Origin of the sequence: Cryobacterium sp. Y82 (assembly GCF_002929495.1) — a bacterium.
Taxonomy (GTDB): domain Bacteria; phylum Actinomycetota; class Actinomycetes; order Actinomycetales; family Microbacteriaceae; genus Cryobacterium; species Cryobacterium serini.
On the sequence record NZ_PJJJ01000035.1, the window covers coordinates 68,939 to 90,810 of the forward strand.

Genomic DNA, 21,872 nt, shown 5'->3' on the forward strand with positions numbered 1-21,872 from the left:
GACGAGTCAGAAGAACACCCCATCAACTGTTTGTACAAGATCGGGACGTGGAGTTGCGGTTGCCCGACACCAGCGCGGTGAGATCGCGGCACACTTCTATCGAGTTATTGACATAATGTGCATTATCGGTCACCTGGTGGACGCTGTGCAGGCGAGCTCGATGGGCTTGGCATGTCTAGAATTCGACAGCCGGAGTCGGTACGTAATGAACGCGGAGTCCGAGTGCTTCAAGGTGCTCACGGAGCTCCGGCGCGAGTTCGGCGTTGACGACCACGTCGTCGAAGTCGGCCAGGTCAGCCACGTGGTACAGGCCCTTGGCCTCGAACTTGCTGTCGTCAAGCAGCAACACCTTGCGATCGGCTCGAGTGAGCAAGGCTCGCTTCGTTTCGGCCGCCGCGGCATCCGGGTGAAAGAGAGCGTCATTTTTCACTGTAGTGGTGGACACGAAAACCACGTCGGCCGAGACCCGGCTGAGCTGCTCGACCACGACGGCACCGAGAAATGAGTCTGTCTCGTGCACGTATTGGCCGCCGAGGCCCACGAGCGCGATCTGCGGATGCATCAGCGTCAGTTCACGCATCAGCCCCAGCGCGTGGGTGACCACCGCGCTCGGCGCCCGCGCGGCAAGCTGGCCAAGCATGGCTGCGACCGTAGTCGAGTCGTCGAAAGCCACAACGTCGCCAGTCCGAATCAGCAGGGCTGCTTCTGCGGCGAGAGCCTTCTTGAGGCCGACCCTGGTAGCCCGGCGCAGGCGGACATCCTGTTCGGCAAACGGGTGCGGCTTCGCACGCGCCCCTCCCCGCACGCGTTCGATAAGTCCATCACGGGCTAGCAGATCAAGGTCGCGGTGAATGGTCATGGCGCTGACGCAAAAGGTCTCGACAAGCTTTTCGAGTCGCACGGGGCCGTGTGCCTCGATGTGACGTACCAGTTCGCTGCGCCGCACCGGACCGGTCAGGCCGTCGCGCGTGAGGGAATCGTCGTCGGTGACGTGGGCAAGCTTCATGACCGCCATACTAGATGCCCCGAGGCGTGTTGTTAAATCGATGTGAGCATCTGCCTTTTTTCATACCAGACTTAATGTTAAATAAGTCAGAACATGTGTTAGTTTTGGTGCGCTCGATCTCTGGACCATCGTAAGGACGCGAAGAATGGCAGCTCAGGCTCTCACCCACCCAGACGCCCCAACACGCACCCCAGCAGGCGCGACCGACGGCCTCGTCAGGCACGGGGTGCGTGACCGACTTGGACTCCCCCGCCCACTGCTCTGGGGGTACATCGGACTGGCCCTGTTTATGGTCGATGATGGCGTCGAGACCAACATTCTCGCGCCATTTCTCACCGGCGATCACAGCTTCAGTATCCCCCTCGTCGGCACCCTCGTCACGGTCTACGGCGTGGCCGTCGCCATCGCCGCGTTCCTCTCCGCCGCACTCTCGGCCGTGTTCGCCGGTCCGCTCCTCGTGGCCCTGCTCTACGGCACCCTCGGCGCACTCGGACTCGTGGTGCTCTTTGCCGTGCTGTATCTGGTCGCTGCCGTGATGGCATCCGTTTTGCGGGGAACGCAGCCCGGCTTTCACGGTGTGCCCGCTCGCATTCCATTTCATGACGCTCGACTGAATTGAGGCCCCTATGACCACGCTCACCACTCCCCCATTTTCCAACGGCACCGCCCTTTCGACGGATGCCCTGCCCGCCCTCGCCGCCACCGTGCGCGTTCCGTCCTACGACCGCACCGGACTGACCGCGGGCATCATGCACTTCGGTGTCGGCGGGTTTCACCGGGCGCACCAGGCACTCATGATCGATGACCTGCTCAGCCAGGGTCTGGCCCGCGATTGGGCCATTTGCGGAGTCGGCGTGCTGGCCGGTGACGCGCGCATGCGGGACGTCTTAGCTGCCCAGGATGGCCTCTACACTCTGGTCGAAAAGCACGCCGATGGGCATCTGGAGGGACGCGTCATCGGATCGATCATCGATTTTATGTTCGCCCCCGACGACGTCGATGCTGTCATCGAGCGGATGGCCAGCCCCGAGGTGAAGATCGTCTCGCTCACCGTGACCGAAGGCGGCTATAACATCAACCCGGTGACCGGGGCTTTTGATCTTAGCAACCCGCAGGTCCAGGCCGACCTGGCGCCTGGCGCCGCGCCGGCCACAGTCTTCGGCATTGCCGTTGAGGCTCTGCGACGCCGACGCGACCGCGGAGTGACCCCGTTCACGGTCATGTCCTGCGACAATCTGCAAAACAACGGTGAGGTTGCCCACCGCACCTTCGTGGCATTCGCGACCGCCCGCGACGCCGAACTTGCCACCTGGATCGACGTCAACGTGAGCTTTCCGAACAGCATGGTCGACCGCATCACCCCCGGCACAACGGATGCCGACCGCGCGCTGGTCGCCGCGACCTTCGGCGTCCTGGATGCCTGGCCTGTGGTGTGCGAGCCCTTCTTCCAGTGGGTATTACAGGATTCCTTCACTGATGGTCGACCACCGTACGAGCACGTGCGTACCCAGCTCGTCGCCGACGTCGAGCCCTACGAGCTCATGAAGCTGCGGTTGCTGAATGCGAGCCACCAGGGCCTGTGCTACTTTGCACATTTGATGGGCTACCGGCTCGTGCACGACGCCGCGGCCGACCCGCTGATTGCGCTCTTCCTGCGCGCCTACATGGATCGCGAGGGCTCCCCCACCCTCAAACCGGTACCCGGCATCGACCTCGAAGCTTACAAAGACGAGCTCATCGAGCGGTTCTCGAACCCGAGCGTACGCGACACCGTTGCGCGGCTGTGCAACGAGTCCTCTGACCGCATTCCCAAGTGGCTCGTGCCGGTGATCGTCGACCAGCTCGTGGCTGGTCGTTCGGTGCAGCTGTCAGCGGCGATCGTGGCCAGCTGGGCCCGCTATGCGGAGGGAACGGATGAGCAGGGCCACCCGATCGAGGTCGCCGACCGTCTGAAGGAACGGGTCATGAATAACGCTGCCGGATTCGCCGCTGACCGACATTCGTTTTTGCGCGATCGCGACCTGTTCGGCGATCTCATCGACGACACGACGTTTGTCGGGGCCTACGACCAGGCGCTTGACCTGCTGCACACGGTCGGTGCTCGTCAAACGCTGGTCGCGCTCCTCGCCTAGCCCGCGCTGGCCGGGGTCGAAGGCACGGCACCAACATAGGCCGCAAGGTACTCGCCGGTGAGGGACGACCGCGCGGCCACGAGATCGGCGGGCGTGCCCTCAAAAACAATTTGGCCGCCGTCGTGACCTGCGCCCGGACCGAGGTCGATGATCCAGTCGGCGTGCGCCATAACGGCTTGATGGTGCTCGATGACGATGACCGACTTCCCTGAATCGACGAGCCGATCAAGCAGGCCGAGCAGATTCTCGACGTCGGCCAGGTGCAGGCCGGCGGTGGGCTCGTCCAGCACATACACCTCACCCTTTTCGGCCATGTGCGTGGCAAGCTTCAGCCGCTGGCGTTCGCCGCCGGACAGCGTCGGCAACTGTTGGCCGAGGCTGAGATAGCCGAGCCCGACCTCGGCGAGCCGGCCCAGTATCGCGTGCGCTGCCGGAGTACGTGCCTGGCCCGTACCAAAGAATTCCCTGGCTTCAGTTACCGACATCGCCAGCACCTCACTAATATCGCGCCCCGCGAGGTGGTATTCCAACACGGATTCCTCGAATCGCTTTCCCTCGCACACCTCACAGGGTATTGCGACGCCGGCCATCACACCCAGGTCGGTATAGATAACGCCGGCGCCGTTGCAGTTAGGGCAGGCTCCCTCTGAATTGGAGCTGAACAGTGCCGGTTTGACGCCGTTGGCTTTGGCGAAGGCTTTGCGGATTGGTTCGAGCATCCCCGTGTATGTCGCCGGGTTGCTCCGCCTGGAGCCCTTGATCGCGCCCTGGTCGATGGAGACCACCCCGTCGCGGCCCGTTACCGAGCTCTGGATCAGTGAGCTCTTTCCCGACCCGGCCACGCCGGTCAGCACGGTGAGCACACCGAGTGGAATGTCCACATCGACGTTGTGCAGGTTGTTGGCGTTGGCGCCGCGAACCTGCAAGATCCCGGCAGGTCTGCGCACGCTCGCTTTCACAGCGGCCCGGTCGTCCAGGTGCTGGCCGGTCAGTGTACCGCTCGATCGAAGACCGGCCAGAGTGCCCTCGAACACGATGTCACCGCCGTCCGTTCCTGCACCCGGGCCGAGGTCGACGACGTGGTCGGCGATCGCGATCATCTCCGGCTTGTGCTCGACGACGAGCACGGTGTTGCCCTTGTCACGCAGCTGGAGCAGCAGGGTGTTCATTCGTTGGATGTCGTGCGGGTGCAGGCCGATCGTCGGCTCGTCGAAGACGTAGGTGACGTCGGTGAGCGACGAGCCGAGGTGGCGGATCATCTTGGTGCGCTGCGACTCACCGCCGGAGAGTGTACCGGAGGAGCGGTCGAGCGAGAGATAGCCCAGCCCGATCTCGACAAAGGATGTGAGCAGGTGCTGCAACGATTCCAGGAGCGGTGCGACGGAGGGGTCGGCCAGACCCCCTGCCCACTCGGCGAGGTCGCTGATCTGCATCGCGCAGGCATCGGCGATACTGATCTCGTTGATCTTCGACGAACGCGCCCCTGCGCTGAGTCGGGTGCCGTCACACTCTGGGCAGACGGTGAAAGTCACCGCCCGTTCCACAAAAGTTCGGATGTGCGGTTGCAGCGAGTCGACGTCTTTGGAGAGCATCGACTTCTGGATCTTGGGAATCAGCCCCTCATAGGTGAGGTTGATGCCCTCGACCTTGATCTTGGTCGGCTCCTTGCGAAGTAGGTCGTCCAACTCTCGTTCGGTGAAGTCTTTGATCGGTGTATCGGGGTCGAAGAATCCGCAACTATGAAAGATGCGGCCGAACCAGCCGTCCATGCTGTAGCCGGGAATGGCGAGCGCGCCGCCGTTAAGAGACTTAGTGTCGTCGTACAGCGCGGTCAGGTCGATGTCGGTGACCGAGCCCCTCCCTTCACAACGTGCGCACATTCCGCCGGTGATGCTAAAGCTGCGCCGCTCCTTGACCGTCTGACCGCCGCGTTCGATCGAGACAGCCCCCGCGCCGCTGATGGAGGCGACGTTGAAGGAGAACGCCTGGGGAGAACCGATGTGCGGCTGGCCGAGCCGGCTGAACAGGATGCGCAGGAGCGAGTTGGCATCGGTGGCGGTCCCGACGGTCGAACGCGCGTTGGCACCCATCCGTTCCTGGTCAACGATGATGGCCGTCGTCAGCCCGTCGAGTAGGTCGACGTCCGGCCGGGCGAGGGTGGGCATGAACCCCTGCACAAACGTGCTGTAGGTTTCATTGATCATGCGCTGGGACTCGGCGGCAATCGTGCCGAACACCAGCGAGCTCTTGCCAGAGCCGGACACGCCGGTGAATACGGTCAGACGCCGCTTCGGAATCTGCACGCTTACGTTCTTGAGATTGTTTTCGCGGGCACCGTGCACCCGGATCAGGTCGTGGCTGTCCGCGATCTCCGGTTCAGGTGACGGGGTGTCCGTTTTCATTGTCGTGCTCATCGGATCTCCTGTGATTGGCGGCACTGGGCAGAAATCGGGCCCACCAGTCGAGAATAATCTCGAACCGTTGCAAACGGTGCCGTGGACGACCGGTACGGCTGAGTTCGTGGTTCTCCCCCGGAAAGATAACCAGTTCGGCCTGAATCCCGCTGCGTTTAAGCGCGGCATAGTAGCGCTCACCCTGCGACAACGGGCAACGCAGATCCTGCGCGGAATGGAGGACGAGGGTCGGGGTTTGCACCTGGCTGACCAGGAACTGTGGGCTTTGGCTTCGCACCAGGTTGGCATCCGTTCCTGCATACTCGTCACCGAAGAAATCGCCGATGTCGCTCGTACCAACAAATGCGTCGGGATCCAGAAAACCGCGTTCCACGATGGCGGCGGCAAAGCGGTGATCGTGCGCGATCGTCCAAGCGGTCAAATAGCCCCCGTAAGACCCACCCATGATGCCGACACGCTCTGCATCGAGAACGGGCTCGGCTGCGAGGGCACCGTCGAGAAAGTCCAACACGTCAGCCAGATCGAGCGTGCCCATCCGCTGGCGGATGGCGCGCCCATGGGCTTCGCCATAACCGGACGATCCGCGCGGGTTGCAGAGAACCACCGCGTAGCCTGCGTCGACGTAGACCTGGGTCTCATCGAGGAGCGCGCCGGTGTACTGGGAGTATGGGCCTCCGTGGATGGTCAGGAGCACCGGGTGCGGGCCTGGTCCTGGCGGGGTATGCACCCAACCGTGCACCGGGTAGCCGTCTCGCCCGGTGATCGTGAGTTCGATACCCGGCACCAGACCGGTAGCGCGAAGGTGCCCGGAGAAGTCGGTAAGGCGTTTAGGTTCGAGGCACGGCGTCTGCGTGCCGGGGAGGTTCGTGTGAACGAGAACGAGGTCACCGGACGTACCGCCGGACTGCACGGCGACGACCACAGATTCCCCGCTGGCATCCGCTGAGCTCGCGACGCTTGCACCGCAGTCGAGTGGCTCCACGCGCCCGTCGTGGGAGACGCGGAGCAAATCGACGCGGCCGCGACTGCCACGCAGCACGAGCACGGAACCATCCGCCAGCACGCTGATTCCCCCGGTGGCCTCCAGATCAAGTAAATCCTGCCCGGTCTGGTGCGGGTGCGTCACGCGTATCGGTGTCGAAGCGTCACCCGGGTAAACACTGCGGTACAGAGCGCTCACCCGTCCGACGAAATCTCGACCGGTCGCACCGACGTCGGTGGCGAGCAGCCAGAGCGCACCGTCATCGGCACAGGCGAGAGCCGAGATGCTCAGGTTCTTCGTCGAACGCACGACGGTACGAGCTGGAGCGGGTAATTCATGCGTCTTGGAAGCGTCTTCGTCGAGGCTGAGGTTGAGTTCAATGACTTCACTGCGTAGGTCGTTGTCACGGTCGGCATGACGCGCCGAGATAGTGAGGAGTCTGGACCCCGCAGACGCAAAGGCCAGGCCGGAATGATCGAAATTCCCCTCGGTCACCTGGCGTGCGACCGGAAGTCCGGACGGCAGGCTGGCCTGCACCGGGAAAACGGGGTTCCACCCGGTACCCGGTTGGACTCCGGACTCAGCGCGAGTTGCATCGGCCAGAACAGGTGCGAGAGCGGGCATTGGTGCGCCCCAGACGTTGGGCACCACAGCCAGGAACACGTGCACGCGCCGATCGTTGGTGTAGCCGACCCCGTTCGAGCGGTATCGCAGGGTGTCGATGCGACGGGCTGGTTCTGCGTCCGCCGACAAGCCGACGACCGTGCCGTACCTTCCGCGTTCGGGAACCCGGGCCAGGAAAGCGATCCGGCCACCGTTTGGATGCCAACGGAAGTCAGTCACGCCGAGAGCCGCGTCGGTCATTGCCAGGGGCTCGCCGCCGGCCGCGTCGACGACGTGCAACTGCGCGGTGCCACCGGCATCGGCCCTGAGAAACGCGATCAGGCTGCCGTCCGGGGAAAACCGGGGCTCCGTATCACGAAAGCCGCGGGTGATTCGGCGGGGAGCGGGCTCCCCCACCAGCGCGACGGTCCACAATTGGCCGACGTAGTCATCCGCTGCGAAGTCGGCGTTCACCCGCGAGAAAACCGCCCGCGAACCATCAGGATGGATCGTCGGGCGCGACACCGTCCGGAGCAGCGGAAGATCGGCAGCCTTCATTGCTTACTCACTTTCTAGGCGTTGGAGAACCCGGTCGTGTCGCCGACCAAACGGGTATTTCCCACTGGAACCGGATCCACCGCAGCCGAGACAATCTCCGCGGCAAACTCGCTGACGTTGTAGAGACGCCCCGCTGCCTCTTTGCGGGCGTTCAGGGCGCCCGGGTTGGACCGTTCGAGTAGCGTCGCCGTGATGGTGCCCTCGATCATGTCGCCGGAAACGACGACGAATCCGATACCGGACTCTTCGAGTTCGGGAATGACGGCGCGCAGGGCGTCTTCGCCCGCGCGCTTGCTGCGGGCGACCGGCTCATATTCCGGCATGGTGCTTGTCGTCTCAATAAAGTGCGCCTGGTGGCTGGTGACAAAGACAACCCGGGATTCGTCACCGAGCAACGGGATGGCACCGTTCAACAAGTTGACTTGGGCGTCGCGATTGAGCTTGATGGCGTAGTCAGCGGCCATCCCACTTTCCATACCGCCCGATGCGTTCATCACGAGGATGTCGAGGCCCCCGTATTCGGCCCTGATGGTCGCGAACATCGCGGCTACCGATGCCGGGTCGGTCAGGTCAGCTCCGACCGTGATGGCTTGCCCACCGGCGGCGCGAATGGCATCGGCGAGTTTGTTCGCTCGCGCCTCCTTATTGCGGTAGTTGATGACGACCCGCGCTCCAGCCTGGGCAAAATAGCCGATGGTATCGGCGCCGATACCGCGGGACGAGCCGGTGACGAGTACGCGCTTGCCCTCGAGTGATCCTGCTGCAAGTGGATTGGTCACGCATGCTCCTCTAAATTCGGTCAACTTTATTCCGTGATGAAGTGTGGCCTGATCGGCCACTCCCATACTTTCGACCTTATCAACAAGCCACAGTCGCTCCCTCGGCGTGTTGAACGCGGTACCTGCTAGTTTCAAGGTGAAACTGAATGTGGAAGGTGTCACACATGGTCGACCTGACCGACTATCTCTGGATTTTGTGGCTCGTGTTCATTCTCGTGGCCATTACCATCGAACTGCTGAGCCTGGAATTTACCTTCCTGATGATCTCCATCGGCAGTCTGGGCGGTTTGGCCGCCAACCTGCTCGGACTGGACTGGTGGCTGCAGATCGTGTTCGCCGCTGGACTGTCAGTACTTCTGCTTCTGACCATTCGCCCCTTCTTACTGCGGGCCCTTCGCAAGGGAGGCGATCCGGCGCTCAGCAACATCGACGCGCTGATCGGAATGACCGGCCGGGTCATGTCCACGGTCACCGAAACCGGGGGGCTGGTCAAACTAGCCAACGGCGAGACCTGGACCGCTCGGCTTCTGCTGGCGCACCCCGACAGCAGCGCCGCTTCCCGGCCTGGTGTGGAGCCCGGCCAGCCAGTCACCGTGCACCTCATCGAAGGCTCCACCGCCGTCGTCATCTCCGCCGAAAGGACCCAGAACAATGCTTGACCCCACAGCTTTTATCGGTCAGATTTTCGTGATTGCACTTCTCGCAGTGTTGGCGGTGTTCGTCATCGTCATCCTCGTGCGCGCGATTCGCATCATTCCCCAGGGCAACGCCGGGGTGGTCGAGCGCCTCGGCAAGTACCACAAGACACTGCTTCCCGGTTTGAATCTTCTTGTGCCGTTCGTCGACCGGGTACGGCCGCTCCTCGACATTCGCGAGCAGGTGGTGTCTTTTCCCCCGCAGCCCGTGATCACCGAAGATAATCTCGTCGTCTCCATTGACACCGTCGTCTACTTTCAGGTGACGGATGCCCGCGCCGCCACCTACGAGATCAACAACTACCTCGGTGCAGTCGAACAGCTCACCACGACCACCCTGCGTAACGTGGTCGGCGGGTTGAACCTCGAAGAGGCTCTGACCAGCCGGGACAACATCAACAGCCAGCTGCGCATCGTGCTCGACGAAGCTACCGGCAAATGGGGCATCCGGGTGGGCCGAGTCGAGCTCAAGGCGATCGAGCCGCCCCACTCCATCCAGGATTCGATGGAGAAGCAGATGCGCGCCGAACGCGACCGTCGCGCGCTCATCCTCACAGCGGAGGGTACCAAGCAGTCTGCCATTCTCACCGCCGAGGGGGCGCGCCAGGCAGCGATCCTCGAGGCTGAGGGTGACGCCAAGGCTGCGGTATTGCGCGCGCAGGGTGAGGCCGAAGCCATCACCACCGTGTTCAAGGCTATTCACGACGGAGATCCAGATCCGAAACTGCTCGCCTACCAGTACCTGCTGACGTTACCCAAGCTCGCGGAGGGCAGCGCCAATAAGCTCTGGATTGTGCCGAGCGAACTGACCGAGGCGATGAAGGGCATCGGCAGTGCGTTTGGTGCGAATGCTCACGACCCAAAGCCGGGGGCAGCCGCTTCACCGGCGACGTCCGCGCGCGCCGCAGCGCCGCAGGCCTAGGCGGTGGCGGAGAGCACACAATCCGTCTTTCTGAGTGCGCCGCATCCCCGGGTTTTCGCTCACCGCGGTCTGGCACTGGACGCGCCGGAAAACTCCTTGCTCGCCTTTGTGAAGGCCCTGGCGGGAGGGGCAACCCATCTCGAGACCGACGTGCACGTGTCGCTTGACGGTGTGGCCGTGATCAGCCATGACCCAGACCTGGCTGCGCTCGGACGGGACGTACGCATCGACCAGTTGACCATGCCTGAGCTGAGGCGCATCAATCTTGGCTACGGCCAATCGTTTACATCCCTGGCCGATACCCTCGAAGCTTTCCCAGCGGCGCTGTTCAATATCGACATTAAGACGGATGCCGCCGCCGACCCGGCCGCCCAGGCGATTCGTGACCAGCGAGCCACGCCGCGAGTTCTCGTGACCTCGTTCAATGACTCGCGCCGCCGCCGCGTGGTCGACCTGCTCCCCGGTGTGGTTTCCTCCGCGTCGTCGCCGCTCGTGGTGCTGGCCGTAACGGCGACGAATCTAGGCCTTACCTCTCTCGTTCGCCGGACGCTTGCTGGCTGCGTCGCCGTGCAGGTACCCGAGCGAGCAGGACCGGTTCGCGTTATCACGCCCCGATTCATCGAAATGATGCATAGAGTGGACGTCGAGGTGCACGTGTGGACCATCAACGACCCGGTAGAGATGATTCGACTGCTCGATTTGGGAGTCGACGGCATCGTGACGGATCGCACGGATCTTGCTGTGGAAGTCGTCACTCGTCGAACCTGAGAATTACCTCCCAGAACGGGGGGTTTGGGAAGGTTAACACCCAGCTTGATGGTTTACAACTGTCTAAGCATCGTGGTCGTTTTGTGATCGCGACTGAGAGGAGACCACACTATGGCTGACCGCAGTTTGCGTGGCATGAGATTGGGCGCACAAAGCCTGCAGAGCGAAGAGGGCGTCACCTTCTCCCCCCGTGTTACTCACACCTACCGGTGTGAAACATGTGGGCGAGAGACGGTAATGATTTTTTCGGCTGAAGCCGAGGCTCCGGACGAATGGGAATGCAAGTACTGTGCACGAACGGCGACCCGACTGGTCGACTCCCTGCCGGTGATCGTTGACCACTCCGACGAGAAGATCGCTCGGACCCACTGGGACATGTTGCTGGAACGACGGTCCAGAGACGAACTCGAAGAGTTGCTCGAAGAGCGCCTCTCAGTGTTACGTCTGCGGCGTGGTGGCCAGCAAAAAATCGGCGCCTAACCGCCGGCTGCACCCGCACGACCCCGCACTCTGTGCCGGGGTCGTTGTTGGTTTAAGGGTCGTTTTGTGACTTGCGTTGCTTTACCGGCGCCGTTGGCGCCGGTCGAAACGCGCGCACAGGGCCAAGCCAGCCAAGCCGAGCCCCGAGACGAGCCATTCCAGTCCGCGGCCGGCCACCATCGCCGGCGTGATGGTGTCGCTGAGCGGGACGGTCTGCACCATGGCTCCCGCTGTGAAGGTCGGCAGGCTGTCGAGCGTTGCCCCGTCTGGCGTGATGATCGCGCTCGAGCCGACAGTCGAGATATTGACCACCGTACGGCTTGTCTCCATCGCGCGCAGCCGGGCGATAGCCAGTTGTTGTACGCTCTCATCGGTGTGCCCGAAATCGGCGTTGTTGGTTTGGGCGAGAATGATTTGGGCTTCGTCGTCGATCATTTCGTGCACCAACTGATCGTCGGCGATGTCGAAGCAGATCGCTATTCCGGCCAGAACCCCGTTGATATCGAAAATATTGTCGCGGGTGCCGATGCCGTAGTCCCGGCCAATGAGGTCGATCAGGTCCGGAGCGAATGGTCGCCAGAACGCCCGATCCGGCATGTACTCGGCAAACGGCACCGGGTGCACCTTGTCATAGACGTCCACGGCACCACGACCGGCCTCCCAGAGCAGCGAGCTGTTGTAGTAGGTGTCATCGGGCCTGGTAATGGTGCCGGTGACGAGCGGGGCATCCATTTCGGTACTGATGTAGTCGAGTACTTGCGCGGCTGCCTCGGAAACGGTGGGGTCGATGTCACTCGAGTTTTCCGGCCAGACCACGAAATCGACCTTCTGGCCGATCAGCGGCAGGGTGGCCGAGGTGTGGTCCTGCAGAATCTGACCCGGCGCATGCTCGGCAAACAGGCCGGCATCCGCGTTTCCCTGCACCGCGGCCAGGCGCACCTCGCCGCTTTGCAGCGTCGGCCACGCCGGAACTGCAAGGACCACCGCGACGGCACCGACGGCGATGCCCGTCCGCAGCGTGCGCGCCAGCTCCGGTTCGCGAAATACTTGCACAGCGAGAGCGCTCAGCCAGACCAGAATAAAGCTCAGACCGGACAAACCCACCCAGGCCACGAGCGGACCGAACGGACTCTCGGACTGTGACAGGGCAACTCGGCCCCAGGCAAAGCCGCCGTAGGGCCAGACTGCACTGATCGCCTCCCTGGCCGTCCACAAGCCGGCAACAACAACCGGAACAACGCCGAGACGACCCCACGCACTCGGCCATACTTGAGGACCGTGCCGGAGGACGACGGCGGTCACGCCGAGCCCGACGGCGAAGAACAGGCTCTCCAGTCCGCCGAGCGCGAACCACGGCACAAGACCGAGATACAGGGTGATCCAGAAGATATGGATCAACCAAAAAGACAACCCGGCGACCAGACCCACGAGCAGTCCCGTCGCCAAGCTGCGACCGAGCAGGGACAGGAGCATGAGGGCGACCCCCACCGGAGCAAGATACCACCAGTCGCGATCCGGGAAACCGGCATCCAGAACCGCGCCGGCGCCGCCCGCGACGAGAAGGGCCGCCCACAAAGGCAGGCTGAACGCGCGCTCATTCCCCCACATGATGGGTTCAGGCCACCGAAGAGTAGGCGACGATGCCGCGGCGGATCGCATCCATGGCGCTACGAGCTGTCGGCCCAACCTGTCCGTCGCCGGCAATGCTGAGTTGGTCGAGCAGATCGATGGTCTGTTTCGTCCAGCGCACAAAGTCACCGGCGGCCATCTCGGCCTCATAGAGTACGTCGGCCAGCGACGCGCCGCGAGCCCACTTCCACATGGCGAGGCTGAGGCCGACCGCGAGCGGATTACTGCCGGGAAGCTTGTGGTCCCGCTCAAGATCATCGATTCGGCTCCACAGGTCCTGGGTTTCATCGAGGGCCGGTCTGAACGCCCCCTTCGGCAGGTAGCGGGCGTCGATCAAGCCTTCTTCACGTCTCGGCTCGAAGACCAGCGCACAGGCCATTGCGGCGAGGCTCGCGGCATCGAGTTCGTTCCACAGGCCTCGGCGCAGAGACTCAGCCACCAGCAGATCCCTTTCCGCGTAGATTCGGCGCAGGATGCGTCCGCTCTCGCTGAGCGCAATGGCGCCGCTCGCATCCGATTCGAGGTAGCCGTAGCCGAGCAGAACGTCGGTCACCCGATCGAAGACGCGGGCAATGGCCCCGGTGCGCTCCGATATTTGCTGGTTGAGGGCATCCGTTTGGCGTTTGAGCTTGAACCATCGTTCCGCCCAGCGGGAATGCGCCTCTCTATCGGGACAGTGGTGGCAGCCGTGGGCTCGCATCTGCTTGCGCAGGCTGGTCACCTCCCGCTGGCGTTTGTCTCGTTCCCCGCGCAGAGAATTGTCGGCCTTGGTACCCTCCCGCTCCACCTCGGTCAGACGTCGACGAATGGCCGAATACTCTTCAAAGTCGCCCAGGTTACAAGTCATGCTGACCTTGAACCCGGCTAGGGATTCTTCTTGCTGACGCACAGTCCGGGCCAGGTCGACGACGGCCCGATCGGCCTGAAACTGGGCGAATGACGACTCGAGCACGCCGCGCGTGCGCGTGACGCCGAACTGATCGATGAGGTTGACGGCCATATTATAGGTGGGCTTGAAGCTGGAATTCAGCGGATACGTACGTCGGGAAGCGAGCGAGGCCACTGCTTGCGGATCCAGTCCCTGTGCCCACTGAATGACCGAGTGTCCCAGGGTGTCGATTCCGCGGCGACCGGCACGGCCCGTTAGCTGGGTGTACTCCCCCGGAGTGATCGGCACGCGGGCCTCGCCGTTGAACTTCTCCAGTTTGTCAAGAACGACAGTGCGGGCGGGCATATTGATTCCCAGGGCCAGGGTTTCGGTGGCAAAGACAGCCTTGACCAGCTTCTTCTGAAACAGTTCTTCAACGACTTCCTTGAACGCCGGAAGCAGACCAGCGTGGTGGGCGGCGACACCGCGTTCGAGTCCGTCGAGCCACTCGAAGTAGCCGAGCACGCCGAGGTCTTCGTCGAGCAGTGTGCGGCATCGATCATCGACGATTTGACGTATTTCCTCGCGCTCGTGTTCCTGTGTCAGGCGTACCCCCGAGCGGAGCACCTGCCGCACGGCTTGATCGCAGCCGACCCGGCTGAAAATGAAGAAAATAGCCGGCAACAGGTGTTTGCCATCGAGCATGCGCACAATATCGCCGCGATCCATTCGGCCGCCGTCGAACTGTGCGCGTTGTTTGTCATGACCCCGGTAGTCCGCGGACGAGCCGCCCTGGCGACCAGAACCGCGACCACGCCCACGCCCACCGGCCGAGCGTCCGCCGGCATGCGCCAACCGCACGAGCTCGGGATTGACCCGATGCGCACCGATCAATCCAGAGGAGTCGAACAGGTCGAGCATATTGTTCTTGACCAGCACGTGCTGTTCGAGCGGAACCGGCCGCTCCTCCGAGACGATCACGTCGGTCTGACCGCGAACTGCCTGCAACCAGTCGCCGAATTCTTCGGCGTTCGACACGGTGGCGCTGAGCGACACCATGCGTACCGGCTGCGGTAAGTGGATGATTACTTCTTCCCACACGGCACCGCGAAAGCGGTCCGCCAGGTAGTGCACCTCATCCATCACCACGAAAGCGAGGTCTGTGAGTAAGTCGGAATCGGCGTAGAGCATGTTGCGGAGCACCTCGGTGGTCATGACCACGATGCGTGCTCCCGGGTTGACATTGCTGTCTCCGGTGAGCAGCCCAACCTGGTCCGCTCCGTACTCGGCAACGAACTCCTGGAATTTCTGATTGCTCAGCGCCTTCATGGGCGCGGTATAGAAAACCTTCGCCCGCGGCTTCTGCATGGCCAGGTAGATGGCGAATTCGGCAACGATGGTCTTGCCTGCTCCGGTGGGCGCAGCAACGAGTACGCTGTTGCCGGCCTCAAGGCACGCGCAGGCCTCACGCTGGAACGGGTCGAGATCGAATTTGAGGCTGCGATCGAAAGCCAACAACTTCGGTTGGCTTGCTCGGGTGCGCGCTGCCGAATACCGTTCGGCCGGCGATTGCGTGTGCGTCACGTGATCCTTAACAATTGCTACGAACGACTCTCAATACAGACTAGAGCGCGAATTCTTTCTCGAAAGCCAGCACTTTCTTGGCGGCTCGACGGTCGTGCAACCAGGCGATGCCGTAGGCGGCAAAATACAACATGACCATGGGAATGGCCAGCAAGAACATCGAGACCACGTCAGCGGCCGGCGTAGCGATGGCCGTGAAAAGCACGATGACCAAAATGGCGATTCGCCAGGATTTGATGATCGACGCCGCACTGATCACGCCGGCGAAGTTGAGCAGCACGATGAAGACAGGAAGGACGAAGGCAATACCGATCGCCACGACGAGTTTGAGTACGAAGTCGAAATAGCCTTGCGCATTAATGAACGCTGAATCCTCGGTGGGCGCGAAACTCGTCATGAGCTCGACCACGTGCGGCAGCACGACCCAACCCGCCGCACAGCCGGCCAGAAATAAAGGAATGGCCGTGAATAGAAACCCGAACGTGTATTTCTTCTCGGTACGGGTCAGACCAGGCACCAAAAATGCGAAGACCTGGTACAGCCACACCGGGCTGGAAACTATCAGACCGACGTAGAGCGAAATTTTTAATTTTAGATCGAAGGCGCTCGTGATGTCCGGGTAATTGATCTGGGCGTTGCGATGCTGCGCATTGATGATGGCGTAGATCGGCTCTCGCAATTGATCCCAGACAAAATCGGATAGGAACCAACCAGCGATAGCACCAATCAGAAGGCCGGCTGCAGCGAGATAAAGACGCTTGCGCAGTTCGATCAGATGCTGCCCCAGCGACATCTTTCCCGCTTCGGTCGCACGCCGTCCCGCACGGACCATTCGCGGCTAAGGCTTCGAGGTGGGGTCGGCCGGGCGGGGCTCGGTCGGGAGGGACGTCTTTGCCACGCCGTCACCCGTCGTGCTCGTCGACCGCGGTGCGGCGTTGGGATCAGGGTCGACAGTGTCGCTCTTGATCTCGCTCTTGAAGATCTTCATGGACTGCCCCAGGCTACGTGCGAGTCCAGGAAGCTTTGGCGCACCGAAGAGGAGCAGTACAACGACGAGGATGATCAGAAAATGCCATCCGGTCAGGTTTTGCAGCATGAGGGTGTGTCCTCTGTGTTAGCTAGCGGGCGTTTCGCATCAGTTTACCCCGCACGATCCGCGCATCGCGACGCACCTGACTCCGGTGACTGCGGTCAGCTCGATTCTGCTCGACATTGCGGAGTACCACGGCCACGTCCGCGAATACGGCGGGGATGAACGAGACGGACACCGACGGCACACCGAGGTCCACTGCGGAAACTTGATCGCTGAGGACCTCAATCGCCCGCAGGGTCGTTAGGGCTTTACGGTAGAGCGTCACCGCGCACCAGCCCAGGACCACGAGGAGACCGGCCACCAGAACGCTCCAAATGAGCAACCAAGACCACCACGGCATGCGCTACCTCTCGTCCGTCTCGGGCTGAACGTCGCCGGAGTACTGCGCCAGTCCGGCTGTCGCCCAGTCGAAAACGACCTTGCGTGATTCTGCCGGTTCAAGCACTGTGACAATGCCAGCGAGGCTGGTGACGAGGCGTTTCAGAACGTGGGCATGAGCGACGCGCAGTGTGGTGCGCGTGCGTGCACCTGCTCCGACCACCTCGGACCGCTCGGGTCGGTAGTCGGCCAGCAACGGCAGCGCCGCGGTTGGGAGCTCGAGTCGCACATCAACATCGTCGCTCGACGGCTGAAACAGGGTGTCCGGCAGCAGCAGGTCAAGCGTATGTGAACTGCGCGGCGCGGCGGTGATGAGGGGACCGGTCATCCGGTCGAGACGGAAGGTTCGCACGGCTTCGCGAAGGTGGCACCAGCCCCGAAGGTACCAGTCGCTGTCGACGGATTCAATGCGCAAGGGATCGACGAGGCGGTGTTCCTGGTCGCCACGCGCATTGAGATAGTCGAACTCGACCTGCATCCCTGTGCTGAGGGCAGCCTGCACAATCTCGCGGGTCATGCCGGCGTCACGCTGAGCGACGGCGACCTGGGTGGGTGGCGCCGACGCGCCGCGGGTCAACTTAGCCATCAGCGATGCGATCGCATCGGTGTCGGCGTTGTGCGGCAAGGCGGACAGGTACTGCAGACCGGCGATGAGTGCTGCGGCCTCGCGCGCGGAAAAGCGAGGGGAGTCATCGATGGCGACCTGATGGGTGAGCACGATCCGATCATTGGTTTCGAATTCGTCCCAGAGAATGTCGAACAGGTCGCCGTGCAGGTATTGACGTGTTTCCCCGGGAATTCCTGACAGGGCAATGAGGCTGACCAGTGTGCGCACCCGTTCCACTGCCAGTCCGAAGTGCTCGGCCACCTCGGTGACGGTGACCGGCCCCCGGTCGATCAGGTATGGGACGAGGGAGAGCAAGAGTGTGAGCTGGTCTCCGGCGACCCGAGGCTGGCTGGCTGCCTGGGAAGTCTGCGCGTGCAGCGGCGTCGGCCGGCGGCGCTGTGCGCGGACGGGCGGGGACGCGGAGGCTGCGCTGGCATGAGCGTCACGAGCGGCAACCAGTCGATTGTGCACGGCGGTGCGTAAGGCGAGTGGACTTTCGACGAACACCTCGGGCCCGAACCCCGCCAGTTCGTCGGCGAGGATGTTCACGTCGGTGAAGTGCAGGCTGCGTTCAAGCGTCGTTGGCGGGTCCGGCTGGGAGGCGGGGTACTGGGCAGCCTGCCGCGCGGCGAGCCGCACGGCAGCGTCGGATCCCGACACCACGACGATGTGGGCGACATTGCTAACCCACAGGGCATCGAGTTCAAAGAGCGCACGTGCGCTATCGGTCACGTTGCCCGGTTCGCCAACGCTAATGGGAGTCGGAGTGGAGTTCGCCAGAACTGTCACCGTGCCCACGATGCGAGCCAACAGGAAGGTGCGCGGGGCGTGAGCGACCTCATCCGTTGCGTAAAGGTGCCAGCGGCCTTCGTGCTGCACCAACGCACGCGGAGAAACCTCTCGACGGGCCGGCTTGGTCTCCCCCTGTTTGAGGTAGAGAAATGCCACGACCTGCGCGCGGTCGAGGGCTTTGCTCAACGGTTCGAAGCTCTGGTCTTTCGTGCGCAACAGCGGGGCGTAGCCCAACACCGGTTCGCTCGATTCGACACCCAGGGAGTTCAACTTCATCAGAGCCCGGCGGGATTCCCCGGACAACGATCCTTCCCGCCAGACCGTGCCGGCAAGTTTAAGTAGGGATACCTCGTCGGGAGTGAACGTCACATCGGCGGGTAGGTCATACAAACCCTTGGGAATTCGGTACCGCAAAAAGTGATTGCTGCCCGGATCATCGGGCGACTCAATTGTTTCGAGCGGAATCCCCAATTCGCGGATATCATCTTTGTCTCGCTCGAACTGGCGCTCCAGACTCTCATTCGAGCCGCCGGACGAGAATCGCTGTCGGTAACCCTGCACGTTCGCGAGAATATCGGACTTGGTCAGCCCTGATTCCGTTGCTACGAGGGCGAGAACCAAGCTGAACAGCCGTTCCGGGGCCGTCACCAGCAACGGCTTGGCCTCGCTCGCGCTTTCTGGAGGTTCCGATTCAGGCGGGGTAGACATGCGGGCCAGCCGGCTTAGTTGACGCCGAGAATATCGACGACGAAGACCAGCGTTGACCCGGCCGGAATAGTGGCATCCACCGCGTCACCGTAGGCCTGGTCGGGAGGAATGACGGCGACGATCTGTGAGCCGACCGTCTGTCCGATGAGTGCCGTTGCCAGCCCGGGGATGACCGCGTTGGGGACCATTTGAACGGGGCTTCCGTTGGTCCAGGTCGAGACGAAGTTTGTCTTTTCCTTCCAGAGCATGCCCGCGAGATTCGCCGTGACCGTCGAACCCTCCTCGACCTTCTCGCCGGTACCCTGCTTGAGCACACCGATTTCGAGCGTGGTGGGAGCGTCCCCGTTGGGCACGACAATGCCCGGGACACCGTTTTCATTGAGCACCACGGCGGGAAGGCCATTGGCCACGATCTGGTTGGCTCCGTCAGCTCGCGGCAGATACGCCTTGACGATGTCAACGACAACCACGAGGGCATCCGTCGCTTCGACGCGGAGCTGCTCGTTACCGCCGGCCGGACCAAACCCATCATCGGGGGAAATGACGACCGCGATGCGCTCACCTTCGCGGGCGCACAGGAGGCCGGCGACGATTCCGGGAAGGGTGGTCTCGGCGAGGGAAGTCGGAAAGGCAACGCTGCCGTCGAACGGCGCCTGTTGAATGGCAGCGCCGGTCGTTCCGTTGTACATGGTCATGACTGCGGAGATCATTTGACCGGCGACAAGCTTCTCGCCGGAACCCTCGATGATTTGTGTGCGCTGAGTAGTTGATGACTTGAGCGGTGTCGGAAAGCTGACGTCTGGTGCCGAGCCGAAATCGCCGACGGCCGAGACCAAGGTCGAGGCCGCACCGGACGTAGCCGGGGTTTCACAGGAGGCCTGGGCCGTGCCTGGGCCGGCGCACGCGGTCAATGCCGTCATCACGAGGCCGGCGGTGACGATCAGCGCGGATGCTTTGCGCACAAGTCCTTCTTTCGGTACGGGGTTGCTGCAGCATGGATCTGCTGCGCGGGTGTGAGGTTGGTGCAGGTATTGCTGAGGCCAGACGGTTGCGACTTCGGCGCGATACAACCAAAATGGGCCGGGCCCTATCCTAACCGGCGTCGAGGTCGCGAGCCTTGGAAAGCTCGGCGCTCGTGCCAGCGGCCCGCACACGTTTGCGCATGACCTTGGCGCTGACGTTGCGTTCACCGAGCGCCCCCGGGGTCCAGGCCTCGACATCCGCGTCGCTGAAGTCCGTCTTTGACGGACGTCGCTTCAGCTCGGGCAGGATCGTATCGGGGGCGAGCCGACGTGCCGTTATCAGGAAACCGGTGTGGCCGATCATGCGGTGGTCCGGTCGCACTGCCAAACCCTCCACGTGCCAACCGCGAATCATCGTTTCATGGGAATCCGGATTCGTATAGAAACCGGTGCCGCGGATGGCCTCAGCCACACGGGATAATTGCGTCACCGTGGCGACGTAGCACAGCAGCACCCCTCCCGGCTTCAGGGCTTCGGATACGGCGCCCAGGCATTCCCAGGGCGCCAGCATGTCGAGGACCACCCGGTCGACACTCTGCGACGGCATCGTATCGGGCAACGTCTCGGCAAGATCGCCCAGGGTGATGGTCCAATTCTGCGGGTCATTCCCGAGGAAGGTAGCGATGTTGTCACGAGCGACGTCAGCGAATTCTTCGCGCCGTTCAAAGGAGGCGAGCCGGCCGGCCGGCCCGATCGCGCGCAACAGCCAGAGCGACAGCGCCCCGGAACCAACGCCGGCCTCAACGACTGTGGCGCCGGGAAAGATGTCGGCCTGCGCCAGAATCTGCGCAGCATCCTTGGGGTAGATGATGGCTGCACCGCGCGGCATGCTCATCACGAAGTCCACCAGAAGCGGCCGCAGCGCCAGGTGCTCGACGCCAACGTTGTTGGTGACGACCGACCCGTCTGGCTGCCCGATGATGTCGTCGTGCGCGAGTATGCCGCGGTGGGTATGAAAGGTCAGACTTTCCTGAAGGGTGATGGTGTTCATCCGCCCTTTGGGCCCGGTTAGTTGTACCCGGTCGCCGACACGAAAGAGTCCACTGTTTTGAATGACCTGGTTGTTGCTCATGCGAGTGGTGCGCTTTCGTTTCGGGCGGACACGGTGGGGGCGAGATAATGAACGGGAGAGGACGCTTCGGTACGCTTTAAATCGTGAAACAGTGCCGCGATATCGTGGATCGTTCGCCCGTCGAGCGTCGACCACCGCGTGTAGAGCATGCTCTCCGGCAGGTCGATCTGGTGGGGAACGGCGATGGTGATCGTGCCGGCGGCAACAGCGGATTCGACACCCGGCACGGAATCCTCGATTGCAATGCACGATGTCGGGTCGACGCCGAGTTGCTCGGCGGCGACCAAATACGGGTCAGGATGCGGCTTGCTGTTTTCGACCATATCGCCAGCGACTACAACGTCGAATGCTGCAAAGTCGATGAGGTCGATGATCTGGCGCGCCATGCGCTCCACCGACATAGTGACGAGTGCAGTCGGGACGCCGGCGGCTTTCAGCTGCCGCAAAAGCTCACGAGACCCCGGTCGCCAGGGAATCCCGTGTTCGGCCAACTGCTGCTGCACGCGGTCGGTCAGGCGCGCAACAATCGCGTCTGCAGTGAGATCGACGCCCCGTGCTTGCAGAATTGCCGCAGAATTCCACAATCCTGATCCGATCAGCAACATTCCATCTTCGTGAGTCCAGACACCGCCGAACTCGGCCATGAGCTCGGTCTCAGCACGCATCCAGTATGGTTCGGTGTCGACGATCGTGCCGTCCATGTCCCAGAGGACGGCGGCGGGCAGGGTAGCGGGCGTGGGCAGGGGCGGAGAAAAAATATTCACGGGGTTCAAGTCTAGG

Annotated in this window: 19 protein-coding genes; 6 read left to right on the top strand and 13 right to left on the bottom strand. The window is 62.6% G+C overall.

The features are described from left to right. Nucleotides 1-175: 175 nt before the first annotated feature. On the bottom strand, nt 176-1,006 hold the full coding sequence (locus tag CXY70_RS12455; RefSeq protein ID WP_104192851.1) for a DeoR/GlpR family DNA-binding transcription regulator: 831 nt from the start codon (nt 1,004-1,006) through the stop codon (nt 176-178). 145 nt (nt 1,007-1,151) lie between these two features. Here CXY70_RS12455 and CXY70_RS12460 point away from each other — a divergent pair, with 145 nt between their 5' ends. Then, nucleotides 1,152-1,625: a hypothetical protein gene (locus CXY70_RS12460; RefSeq protein WP_104192689.1), complete on the top strand. Its 474-nt coding sequence runs from the start codon at nt 1,152-1,154 to the stop codon at nt 1,623-1,625. Between the two features lie 7 nt (nt 1,626-1,632). Then, nucleotides 1,633-3,138 carry a mannitol dehydrogenase family protein gene (locus CXY70_RS12465; RefSeq protein ID WP_104192690.1) on the top strand — a complete coding sequence of 502 codons (1,506 nt, stop codon included), beginning with the start codon at nt 1,633-1,635 and terminating at the stop codon, nt 3,136-3,138. On the opposite strand, the gene CXY70_RS12470 is transcribed toward CXY70_RS12465, so the two are convergent. From CXY70_RS12470 to CXY70_RS12480, 3 genes are read right to left on the bottom strand one after another with little or no spacing between them, the layout of a single operon-like run. Next, entirely contained in the window at nt 3,135-5,552 is a 2,418-nt protein-coding gene (locus CXY70_RS12470; protein ID WP_104192691.1) for an excinuclease ABC subunit UvrA, read from the bottom strand. The two genes, CXY70_RS12465 and CXY70_RS12470, sit on opposite strands and share 4 nt — an antisense overlap. Continuing rightward, on the bottom strand, nt 5,515-7,695 hold the full coding sequence (locus CXY70_RS12475) for a S9 family peptidase (RefSeq protein ID WP_104192692.1): 2,181 nt from the start codon (nt 7,693-7,695) through the stop codon (nt 5,515-5,517). The genes CXY70_RS12470 and CXY70_RS12475 overlap by 38 nt, the downstream gene beginning before the upstream one ends. 14 nt (nt 7,696-7,709) lie before the next feature. Continuing rightward, entirely contained in the window at nt 7,710-8,474 is a 765-nt protein-coding gene (locus CXY70_RS12480) for an SDR family oxidoreductase (protein ID WP_104192693.1), read from the bottom strand. Nucleotides 8,475-8,638: 164 nt separating this feature from the next. Between CXY70_RS12480 and CXY70_RS12485 the strand changes: the two genes are divergently transcribed. From CXY70_RS12485 to CXY70_RS12500, 4 genes are all read left to right on the top strand, one after another. After that, nucleotides 8,639-9,133, top strand: coding sequence for an NfeD family protein (locus tag CXY70_RS12485; protein ID WP_104192694.1), 495 nt, complete (start codon nt 8,639-8,641; stop codon nt 9,131-9,133). Then, nucleotides 9,126-10,091, top strand: coding sequence for an SPFH domain-containing protein (locus CXY70_RS12490; protein WP_104192695.1), 966 nt, complete (start codon nt 9,126-9,128; stop codon nt 10,089-10,091). The genes CXY70_RS12485 and CXY70_RS12490 overlap by 8 nt, the downstream gene beginning before the upstream one ends. Nucleotides 10,092-10,094: 3 nt before the next feature. Then, the gene (locus CXY70_RS12495; RefSeq protein ID WP_233205922.1) at nt 10,095-10,859 is read left to right on the top strand and encodes a glycerophosphodiester phosphodiesterase family protein; all 765 of its coding nucleotides are present in this window, start codon (nt 10,095-10,097) and stop codon (nt 10,857-10,859) included. A gap of 111 nt (nt 10,860-10,970) precedes the next feature. Next, nucleotides 10,971-11,339 carry an RNA polymerase-binding protein RbpA gene (locus CXY70_RS12500; RefSeq protein ID WP_104192696.1) on the top strand — a complete coding sequence of 123 codons (369 nt, stop codon included), beginning with the start codon at nt 10,971-10,973 and terminating at the stop codon, nt 11,337-11,339. 81 nt (nt 11,340-11,420) lie between these two features. Here the strand turns inward: CXY70_RS12500 and lnt are convergent, their stop codons facing one another. The 9 genes from lnt to CXY70_RS12550 all read right to left on the bottom strand — a co-directional run bounded on the left by lnt (nt 11,421) and on the right by CXY70_RS12550 (nt 21,850). Next, a complete protein-coding gene (gene lnt, locus CXY70_RS12505; protein ID WP_104192697.1) occupies nt 11,421-12,947 on the bottom strand; it encodes an apolipoprotein N-acyltransferase in 1,527 nt (508 codons plus the stop codon). Nucleotides 12,948-12,954: 7 nt separating this feature from the next. Further along, nucleotides 12,955-15,420, bottom strand: a complete 2,466-nt coding sequence (locus CXY70_RS12510) for an RNA helicase (RefSeq protein ID WP_104192698.1) — start codon at nt 15,418-15,420, stop codon at nt 12,955-12,957. A 40-nt stretch (nt 15,421-15,460) separates the two neighbouring features. Then, complete coding sequence (gene tatC / locus CXY70_RS12515; RefSeq protein ID WP_104192853.1) at nt 15,461-16,213, bottom strand: twin-arginine translocase subunit TatC; 753 nt, start codon at nt 16,211-16,213, stop codon at nt 15,461-15,463. Nucleotides 16,214-16,258: 45 nt separating this feature from the next. After that, the gene (gene tatA / locus CXY70_RS18550; RefSeq protein WP_104192699.1) at nt 16,259-16,516 is read right to left on the bottom strand and encodes a twin-arginine translocase TatA/TatE family subunit; all 258 of its coding nucleotides are present in this window, start codon (nt 16,514-16,516) and stop codon (nt 16,259-16,261) included. A gap of 22 nt (nt 16,517-16,538) precedes the next feature. Further along, nucleotides 16,539-16,814 carry a hypothetical protein gene (locus tag CXY70_RS12525; RefSeq protein WP_146066131.1) on the bottom strand — a complete coding sequence of 92 codons (276 nt, stop codon included), beginning with the start codon at nt 16,812-16,814 and terminating at the stop codon, nt 16,539-16,541. Between the two features lie 42 nt (nt 16,815-16,856). Then, complete coding sequence (locus tag CXY70_RS18370; protein WP_233205923.1) at nt 16,857-18,998, bottom strand: YafY family protein; 2,142 nt, start codon at nt 18,996-18,998, stop codon at nt 16,857-16,859. 14 nt (nt 18,999-19,012) lie between these two features. Beyond that, nucleotides 19,013-19,960 carry an FKBP-type peptidyl-prolyl cis-trans isomerase gene (locus CXY70_RS12540; RefSeq protein ID WP_104192701.1) on the bottom strand — a complete coding sequence of 316 codons (948 nt, stop codon included), beginning with the start codon at nt 19,958-19,960 and terminating at the stop codon, nt 19,013-19,015. Nucleotides 19,961-20,090: 130 nt separating this feature from the next. Continuing rightward, entirely contained in the window at nt 20,091-21,092 is a 1,002-nt protein-coding gene (locus tag CXY70_RS12545; protein WP_104192702.1) for a tRNA (adenine-N1)-methyltransferase, read from the bottom strand. Further along, a complete protein-coding gene (locus CXY70_RS12550; RefSeq protein ID WP_369852603.1) occupies nt 21,089-21,850 on the bottom strand; it encodes an HAD family hydrolase in 762 nt (253 codons plus the stop codon). The genes CXY70_RS12545 and CXY70_RS12550 overlap by 4 nt, the downstream gene beginning before the upstream one ends. Between the last annotated feature and the right edge of the window lie 22 nt (nt 21,851-21,872).